Consider the following 8127-nt stretch of genomic DNA (forward strand, 5'->3'; position numbering starts at 1 on the left):
GGACGGCTATCTCAACGACGGGTGATGCCGGCAAAACCGGCGTTGCTGGCAAAGGTCTGGCCCAGTCGCGCACCGGCATCACCGATGGCAGCGACGGCGCGCTCGATGGTGGGACCAGCGGCAATGGCAGCGATCTTGGCGGCGTAGGCCGGATCGGTGGCGTAGCCGGCACGCTGCAGGCCCTGGGCGAAGCTGCGAACATCGCTGCCGGCGCTGAGTGCGGCCTGGTAGCGTGGGCTGGTCTTCAGCATGCGCACGTAGTCGCCGAAGCTCTCCGCCATCGAACCATAGGCGCGGAAGCTGGCGGTCTCGTTGCGTCGCTGGCCGTTGACGTATTCGTGGGTACCGGTGGTGGCGCGCTCGCCACTCCAGCCGGTTGCCTTGATGCCGAACAGGTTGTGGCTGCTGTCTCCGTTCTCGCGCTTGATATGACGCTTGCCCCAGCCGGTTTCCAGTGCGGCCTGGGCGACCAGTGCGCGCGGATCGACACCGAGCTCGCGCGCGGCACGTTCGGCGTGCGGCCAGATGCTGGCAACGAAGCCTTCGGGGGTGTGCTTGCCGAGCTTGTCCGCAGCGACGTTGGCCGTGGTGGCATCAACGGCGTCACCACGTTCGGCCGCCGACACCTTGCTCCAGCGGTCATTGCCCATCGCCCAATCGGCAGGAAGTTCGGTCGTGGCAGTTCCCTGGTAGGGGTTGGTGTTGTTCAAGGATGCGTGGAAACTGCTGCTGTCACGGCCGGCAATCAGATCCAGTGCCTGCGCCTGCGGTGCCATGTAGGTGGACTGGTCATTGATGTTCAGCGAAGACAGTGGGTCCTCGCCGAGTGCCGGCGCTGCCCCCAGCGGCAGACCGGTGGCAGCGGGAGCGGCCAATTGATAGGCACGTGCCGCGGCGGCTGGTTTGATGCTGGGGTCGACCGGTACGCTGGCTGCGCCTTCGGCACCGCCGAGCTGACGCGCGATCATGGCCGACAAGCCGAGCCCACGACCGCGCGTCATCGCTTCGGCAATGCGCTGGTCGTACATTTCGCGGAACATCTGGTTTTCACCCGGGAACAGCGAATCGCCGAAGCTGGCATCGCGCATGCTCTTGACCAGCATCTGCGCGAACTGGCCTTCCAGCTGGCGTGCAACCTTGTCGATCTTCGCCGGATCATTGGCGATGGCCGGATTGATTTCCAGCGAGGGCGCGGCGATACGCATGTCAGATCACCTCAAGGTCGGCGGTCAGCGCGCCGGCCTGCTTGAGTGCTTCCAGGATCGCGATCAGGTCGCCCGGTGCCGCGCCAACTTCGTTGACCGCACGAACGATCTCGTCCAGGGTCGCGCCGCCATCAAAGCGGAACATGCGGCTGCCTTCGTTGCTGGCGGTGATTGTGGACTGTGGTGTGGCGACCGTCTGGCCACCACCAAAGGCGTTGGGCTGGCTGACCTGGGTCGATTCGCTGACGGTCACCGTCAAGGAACCGTGCGAGATCGCTGCCGGGCTGACCCGCACCTGCGAGCCGATCACCACCGTGCCGGTACGCGAGTTGACCACGATGCGTGCCGGCGCGGTGCCTGGCGAAAGCTCGACGTTCTCGATGCGGGCCAGCATGCCGATGCGTGCGCCCGGGTCCGTCGGGGTCTGTACCGAAACAGTGCCGCCATCGATCGCACGCGCAGCGCCTTCACCGAAGGTGGCATTGAGTGCGTTGACCATCCGCGAGACGGTGGTGAAGTCGTTCTGGTGGAGGTTCAAGGTGATGTCACCACCACCAGCGAAGACGTCGGGCAGTGCGCGTTCAACCGTGGCGCCATTGGGAATGCGGCCGGCGCTCGGAATGTTCACCGAGACGCGAGAACCATCCTTGCCCTGCGCACCAAAGCCGCCAACGATCAGATTGCCTTGGGCGATCGCATAGACCTGCCCATCGATGCCTTTCAGCGGCGCCATCAACAAGGAACCACCACGTAGCGACACGGCATTGCCGATCGAGGAGACGGTGATGTCGATGGTCTGGCCAGGTTTGGCAAACGGCGGCAGCTCGGCATGGATCGCCACCGCAGCGACATTCTTCAGCTGGGGATTGACGTTCGCCGGAACATTGACGCCCAGTTCGCCAAGCAGGTTCTTCAAGCTCTGTACGGTAAACGGCGCCTGGCTGGTGCGGTCGCCGCTGCCATCCAGGCCGACGACCAGACCATAGCCAACCAGCGCATTACCGCGTACGCCGCCAACCTGGGCAAGGTCCTTGATCCGCTCTGCGTGAGCGGGCAGGGCGACAGCCAGTGCCAGCGCGGCCAGGGCGAGATAACGCTTGAAAGAGAAAGTCTTCATCACAGTGCTCAGAACAGCGCAAACGCCGAGTTGAAGAAACGGCCCAGCCAGCCCATCGCATTGGACTGTGCTACCGCGCCGCGGCCGCCATAGGCGATGCGTGCATCGGCAACCTTGCTGGAGGAAATGGTGTTGTCCGGGTTGATGTCCGCCGCGCGCACTACGCCCTGGATCTGCACCAGCTCATCGCCCTGGTTCAACCGCAGGTTCTTCTGGCCCTGCACCACCAGGTTGCCGTTGGGCAGGCGCTGGATCACGGTGACAGTGACGCTGCCTTGCAGGCGATTGCTTTGTGCGCTGTTGCCCTTGCCGGCGAAGTCACGCTCGGACGACGCGGAGGCACCGAGGATGTCCTTGCCGCCCAGTGTCACCGGTGCGCCAAACAGGGTCGGGGTACCAACGTCGATATCGGACTTCTTGCTGATCGCGGTGCTGGCGGTGGTGGTGGCCATGGTGTTCTCCACCAGGGTGATGGTCAGCAGGTCGCCAACATCACGCGCGCGCCTGTCGCCATACAGATTCAAGCCAGGGCCGGCGGCGTAGATCGCGCCAGCCGTTGGCGCTGCGGCCTGCACGACGATGGGCTGGACCGGTGCCATCGGTGCATAGGGCCGCACATCGCCCGCCAGTGTGCAGCCACCTATCAAGGCGGCGCACAAGGCGATGGAAAGTTGGCGCAGGAGTGGGGTGCTGCTCATGACGGTATCCCTTGGCGACCAATCAGACGTTGTTGTTGAGGTAGCCGAGCATCGAGTCGGTGGTGGAGATGGCCTTGGCGTTCATTTCGTAGGCGCGCTGGGTTTCGATCATCGACACCAGCTCTTCGACCACGTTGACATTGCTGCCTTCCAGCGCACCCTGCACGACGGTGCCGAGGCCGTTGAGGCCGGGTGTGCCGTTCTGCGCCGGGCCCGATGCGGTGGTTTCCAGGTACAGGTTCTCGCCCTTGGCCTGCAGGCCGGCGGGATTGATGAAGTCGGTCAGCGTCAGCGAACCGATTTCCACCGAGGCGGCTTCGCCAGCCATCTTCACGCTGATGGTGCCGTCGGTGCCGATGGTCAGCGATTGCGCACCCTCGGGAATCTGGATGCCAGGCTGCACCGGGTAGCCGCTGTTGGTGACCAGCTCGCCCTGCGCGTTGATCTGGAAGCTGCCATCGCGCGTATACGCCGAGCTGCCATCGGGCATCATCACTTCGAAGAAGCCACGGCCATTGGCCATCACATCCAGTGCGCGACCGGTCTGCTGCTGGCTGCCCTGCTCGAAGTGCTTGGAGGTGGCGACGACGCGGACACCGGTACCCAGCTGCAGGCCGGTTGGCAACTGCGTCTGTGCCGAGGACGAACCGCCGGGCTGACGCACCTGTTGGTACAACAGGTCCTCGAAGCTGGCGCGGTCGCGCTTGAATCCGGTGGTATTGGTGTTAGCCAGGTTGTTGGAGACAACCGACATGCGTGTCTGTTGTGCATCCAAGCCGGTCTTGGCGACCCACAATGCCTGATTCATGGTGCGATTCCTTGGTGACGGATACCGGCCGATTGGCCCTTGCCTGTGTCAATGCATGGGCTGTGCCAAAACTGGTGTCGGAATGTCGACGCTGGGTGCCGTGACGTTGCGCTGGCCTGCGGTTGTGGCCGTGCCTGCCGTGTGGCATGGCTGCGCATGCGCCTGCACGTCGCGTGCAGGTTGAAAAGGAAGAAGCGTGGGTTGGACGACGTCGCGGCAGAAATGGGCAGACCACCATTTCCTGTACTGGACCACGCGAAGGCGAGGGCGCACGCAAGGCATGCGCGCTGGCGTTGTTCTATCAGCCGTTGAGACGCAACAGGCTGTTGGCACTGCGCGCGTTCTCGTCGCCGTGCTTGATGACCTTTACCTGCATTTCAAACTGGCGCTGCAGCTGGATCATCTGCACCAGTGCGCCGGCCGCATCGACATTGCTGGATTCCAGCATGCCGCTGTCCAGGGCCTTGCCTTGGCGTTGGGCAAATGGCTGTTGCGGATCGGTGTTGCGCATCAGTCCGTCGAGACGCCGTTCGAGCCGTTCATTCGGCGCATCAACCACTCGTAGCCGGCCGATCATCGCCATCGTCTGTGGGCCTTCGCCCAACGGAATGATCGACAAGGTGCCGTCGTGACCTATCTCCATCGCTTGGTGCGGCGGCACCGCGATCGGATTGCCATTGTCATCGAGAACCGCATTGCCTTCAGCGGTCACCAGCTGGCCGTTCGGCGTCAACGACAAGGCGCCGCTGCGGGTATAGGCCTCGCTGCCATCGCTGGACTGCACCGCCAGCCAGCTGCCCGGCTGCAGGGAAAGATCCAGCGAATTGCCGGTGATCTGCTGCGCGCCGACGCGGCGATTGAAACCCGCGTCGACATGCACGGCATCCACCCGCGACGGAAACCCCGGCCCCTGGATGCGGAACGCCTCGGTATTGGCCAGCGCTTCCTTGAAGCCCGGGGTGTCCGAGTTGGCCAGGTTGTGCGACACGGTGGCCTGTGCCTGCAGCGAGGCACGGGCGCCGGTCATGGCAACGTAGAGGGCTTTGTCCATAGGGCGGGGATTCGCAGGTTGGTAGTCGGGGGTGGAAAGTGGAAGCAGGCTTGGGGCAGCGGTTGGCGAAGCGGCGCAAACCACTCGCCTTTCCGTCAACAAGCAACATCATGGAAAGACAACAGCGGAGTCGGGCCGTGAATCGGCAAACTGCTGGCCAATCCCCGATCCCGACTTGCCAATCCCAGCGTCAGCGGATGTTGATGATGGCCTGGGTGACCTGGTCCTGCGTCGAAAGCATCTGCGAGTTGGCCTGGAAGTTGCGCTGCGCAACGATCATGTTGACCAGCTGCTCGGTGAGGTCCACCGTTGAGGCTTCCAGTGCGCCGGCCTGGACCTGGCCGAAATCCGAAGAGTCAGGCGCGCCGACGCGCGGGTTGCCCGAAGAGAAGGTCTCCACCCACAGGCTGTTGCCCTGGTTCTGCAAGCCTTGCGGATTGTTGAAGGTGGTCAATGCCACCTGGCCCAACGGCTTGTCGTCGCCATTGGAGTAGCGCGCATAGACAACGCCCTGCTCGGAGATGCTGATCTCATTGAGCTTGCCGGCAGCATAGCCATCCTGGCGGGTATCGCGTACCGCGAATTTTTCGCCGTACTGGGTTGAGCCTGCGACATTCAAGGTCAGGTTGACCACGCCGGCGCCGGTGCTTGGCGTGAACGGTGCCAAGGTGATGTCGCCATTGGCCGGGCTGATCAAGGCGCCGGCGTTGGAGAACTGCAGCAGGGTCGGTGCGCCAGCAGGCTGGCCATCCACATAGTTGTGTACCTGCCACTCATTGGCGGTACCGGTCTTCACGAAGTACGAGGTCTGGGTATGGCTGACGCCCAGTGAGTCGTACACGGTGATGCCACCGGTGGAGTGGTTGTAGGTGTTGGAATCGGCTGGATCGAATGGCGTTACCGTCGGTGCTGGCGCATTGCCGGGCAGGGTGAACGCCATGTTGACCAGGGTGCTCTGCTTGGGCGGGCTGTCGGTATTGAGCAACTGCAGGTCGGTCAGCTGGCCATCAAAGCGGGTGCCGTCAGCGTTCGGTGCAAATACCTGCAGGCGTGCGCCCTGCGGATTCACCACATAGCCGTTGTTGTCGGTCTGGAAGTTGCCTGCGCGCGAGTACACGCGCGCGCCGTTCATATTCAGGGTGAAGAAGCCTTCGCCGGCCACGGCAAGGTCCAGGCTGCGCCCGGTCTGGCTGATATTGCCCTGCGAGAACTGCTGCGCCACATTGCTCAGGCGTGCGCCGGAACCCATCGCGTTGCGTGACAGGCCATAGCTGGTGGCGTTGAACAGGTCCGCGAACTCGGCGCGGGATTCCTTGAAGCCGGTGGTGTTGACGTTGGCGACGTTGTTGGCGGTGACATTCAGGTCGGCGTTGGCCGCGTTGATGCCCGACAAAGAGACATTGAAGCCCATGGCGATACTCCTGGGAAATCGAAGAGGGGGCTCAGCTGACGCGGAGCACGTAGTCGAGCGGGGCAGTGCCCAGCCCCTTGAGGTTCAGGTACAAGCCATCGGAGCCCACCGTCACGCTTTCAACTTCAGCCTCGACGTAGGTGGCGAGCTTGGTTTGTTCGCCGGCGCTATCGGTGTGGGCGGCGGTAATGGTGTAGCTGCCAGCCGGCATGCGCTTGCCATCGGCATTGGTGCCATCCCATTGGAAGGCAACCTCGCCAGCAGCGTTGGCAGGTACGGTCAGCTGATTGACCTTCAGGCCATTCGCATCGGTGATGTCTACGGTGACCGTACCGGCCGACGGCGCCGCAACCGTGCCGCTGGTGCCGCCCTCGGCCTCCAGTGAGACCTTGGTGGAGGGCACCATCACGTCATGCCCGACCAGCGCCGCGCCGCGCAGTACCTGGTCGCTGGCCATGGATTCCTGGAAGCCCTTCACCGAAGTGTTCAGATCACTGATGCCCTGTACCGTGGACAGCTGCGCCATCTGCGCGACCATCTGGCTGTTGTCCATGGGTTTGGTGGGATCCTGATGCTGCAGCTGGGTAGTCATCAGCTTCAGGAAGTCGGCTTGATCCAGCGAGCCCTTGTTCTTGCTGGTGGCCGTGGTGTTCGGCGCAGTGAGGCCGAGCGACGTGTAGAGATCGGAGTTGACGCTGGTGCTCATGTCGGCAGATTCCTGGGGGAGTGGGCTCAACGGCCCATCGTCAGCGTGGCCAGGGCAAGTTCCTTGGCGGTGCTGAGCATTTCCACGCCGGCCTGGTAATTGCGCGAAGTGGAGATGAGGTTGACCATCTGCGCGACCGGGTCGACGTCGGGCGAATACACATAGCCTTCGCCATCGGCAAGCGGATGGTTGGGTTCGTAGCGTTTGATCGGCGGCGCATCGCTCTGTGCGATCTCCTTGACCTGCACGCCGGTCAGGTTGGGATCATTGCGGCTGGTAACGGCCTGGAAGATCGGTTCCAGCGGCTTGTAGACCGCCTGTGGCGACCCCGCGATCGAATCGGCATTGGACAGGTTGGAGGCAATGGTGCTCATGCGCACCGACTGCGCCTGCAGCGCCGAGCCGGCAATATCAAAAATGGGCAGGTTGCTCATGGCGTGCTTCCTTACTGGCCAGTGATGGCGGTGAGCATGGTCTTCACCTTGGACTCGACGAAGCTCAGCGACGCGCGGTATTCCAATGCGGCGCGGCCATAGGCGGCGCGCTCGGTATCCGGGTCGACGGTGTTGCCGTCGAGACTGGGCTGGGCACCTTCGCGCAGGATCTGGAACGGGTTGAGCCCGTTGGCGCCGCCGATGGCGTAGTGCTGCTCGGCCGTGGCGGTCAGCAGGCCATTGCCGCTGGTCGCACCTTGGGCATTGCGCAGGGCGGCATCAAAGTCGAGGTCGCGGGCCTTGTAGCCGGGCGTGTCGGCATTGCTCAGGTTGCTGGCGATCAGCTTCATGCGCTGCTCGCGCAGTGGCATCGCCTGGGCGTGGATGCCGAGATAGTTGGAAAACAGGTTGGCCATGTGGAACCTCCCACGGAACGTTGCCGGGGAAGCTGCAAAACCTGTGCCAGAAAGCCATGTAGTGCCGAGCCATGCTCGGCAGGGGCCTTGCCGGGGTAACCGCCAATGGCTTTGCAGGAGTGGCGCCAGCCACGACGCCATCGCTGCGGCAGCCCGCCAGGAGAGACCTTCCCCGTGGCTACGCAAACAGGAGGGGGCGGTAGTGGGGGGGGGGGGGGGGGGGGGGGGGGGGGGGGGCGGGCGCGCCCCCCCCCCCGGCGGGGCCGGCCCGGGGGGGGCCG

The 8127-nt window shown here is 63.8% G+C and carries 9 protein-coding genes; all 9 read right to left on the reverse strand.

The window, feature by feature from the left end; all coding sequences use genetic code 11:
• Window positions 1-11 precede the first annotated feature (11 nt).
• A complete protein-coding gene (flgJ, locus tag AC13FW_RS08765) occupies window positions 12-1205 on the reverse strand; it encodes a flagellar assembly peptidoglycan hydrolase FlgJ (RefSeq protein ID WP_482988845.1) in 1194 nt (397 codons plus the stop codon).
• Window position 1206: 1 nt separating this feature from the next.
• A complete protein-coding gene (locus AC13FW_RS08770) occupies window positions 1207-2322 on the reverse strand; it encodes a flagellar basal body P-ring protein FlgI (RefSeq protein ID WP_482988846.1) in 1116 nt (371 codons plus the stop codon).
• Window positions 2323-2330: 8 nt separating this feature from the next.
• Window positions 2331-3020: a flagellar basal body L-ring protein FlgH gene (gene flgH / locus AC13FW_RS08775; RefSeq protein ID WP_282271506.1), complete on the reverse strand. Its 690-nt coding sequence runs from the start codon at window positions 3018-3020 to the stop codon at window positions 2331-2333.
• Between the two features lie 22 nt (window positions 3021-3042).
• The gene (gene flgG / locus AC13FW_RS08780) at window positions 3043-3828 is read right to left on the reverse strand and encodes a flagellar basal-body rod protein FlgG (RefSeq protein WP_282271510.1); all 786 of its coding nucleotides are present in this window, start codon (window positions 3826-3828) and stop codon (window positions 3043-3045) included.
• Window positions 3829-4129: 301 nt separating this feature from the next.
• Entirely contained in the window at window positions 4130-4879 is a 750-nt protein-coding gene (locus AC13FW_RS08785; protein ID WP_282271512.1) for a flagellar basal body rod protein FlgF, read from the reverse strand.
• A 190-nt stretch (window positions 4880-5069) separates the two neighbouring features.
• The gene (gene flgE / locus AC13FW_RS08790) at window positions 5070-6290 is read right to left on the reverse strand and encodes a flagellar hook protein FlgE (protein ID WP_282271514.1); all 1221 of its coding nucleotides are present in this window, start codon (window positions 6288-6290) and stop codon (window positions 5070-5072) included.
• 31 nt (window positions 6291-6321) lie between these two features.
• Window positions 6322-6996 carry a flagellar hook capping FlgD N-terminal domain-containing protein gene (locus AC13FW_RS08795; RefSeq protein WP_482988847.1) on the reverse strand — a complete coding sequence of 225 codons (675 nt, stop codon included), beginning with the start codon at window positions 6994-6996 and terminating at the stop codon, window positions 6322-6324.
• Window positions 6997-7022: 26 nt separating this feature from the next.
• Window positions 7023-7430 carry a flagellar basal body rod protein FlgC gene (gene flgC / locus AC13FW_RS08800; RefSeq protein WP_282271517.1) on the reverse strand — a complete coding sequence of 136 codons (408 nt, stop codon included), beginning with the start codon at window positions 7428-7430 and terminating at the stop codon, window positions 7023-7025.
• 11 nt (window positions 7431-7441) lie between these two features.
• On the reverse strand, window positions 7442-7846 hold the full coding sequence (gene flgB / locus AC13FW_RS08805) for a flagellar basal body rod protein FlgB (protein ID WP_481510530.1): 405 nt from the start codon (window positions 7844-7846) through the stop codon (window positions 7442-7444).
• Window positions 7847-8127 lie beyond the last annotated feature (281 nt).

The sequence above is a fragment of the Stenotrophomonas sp. 21LCFQ19 genome (genome assembly GCF_056861425.1).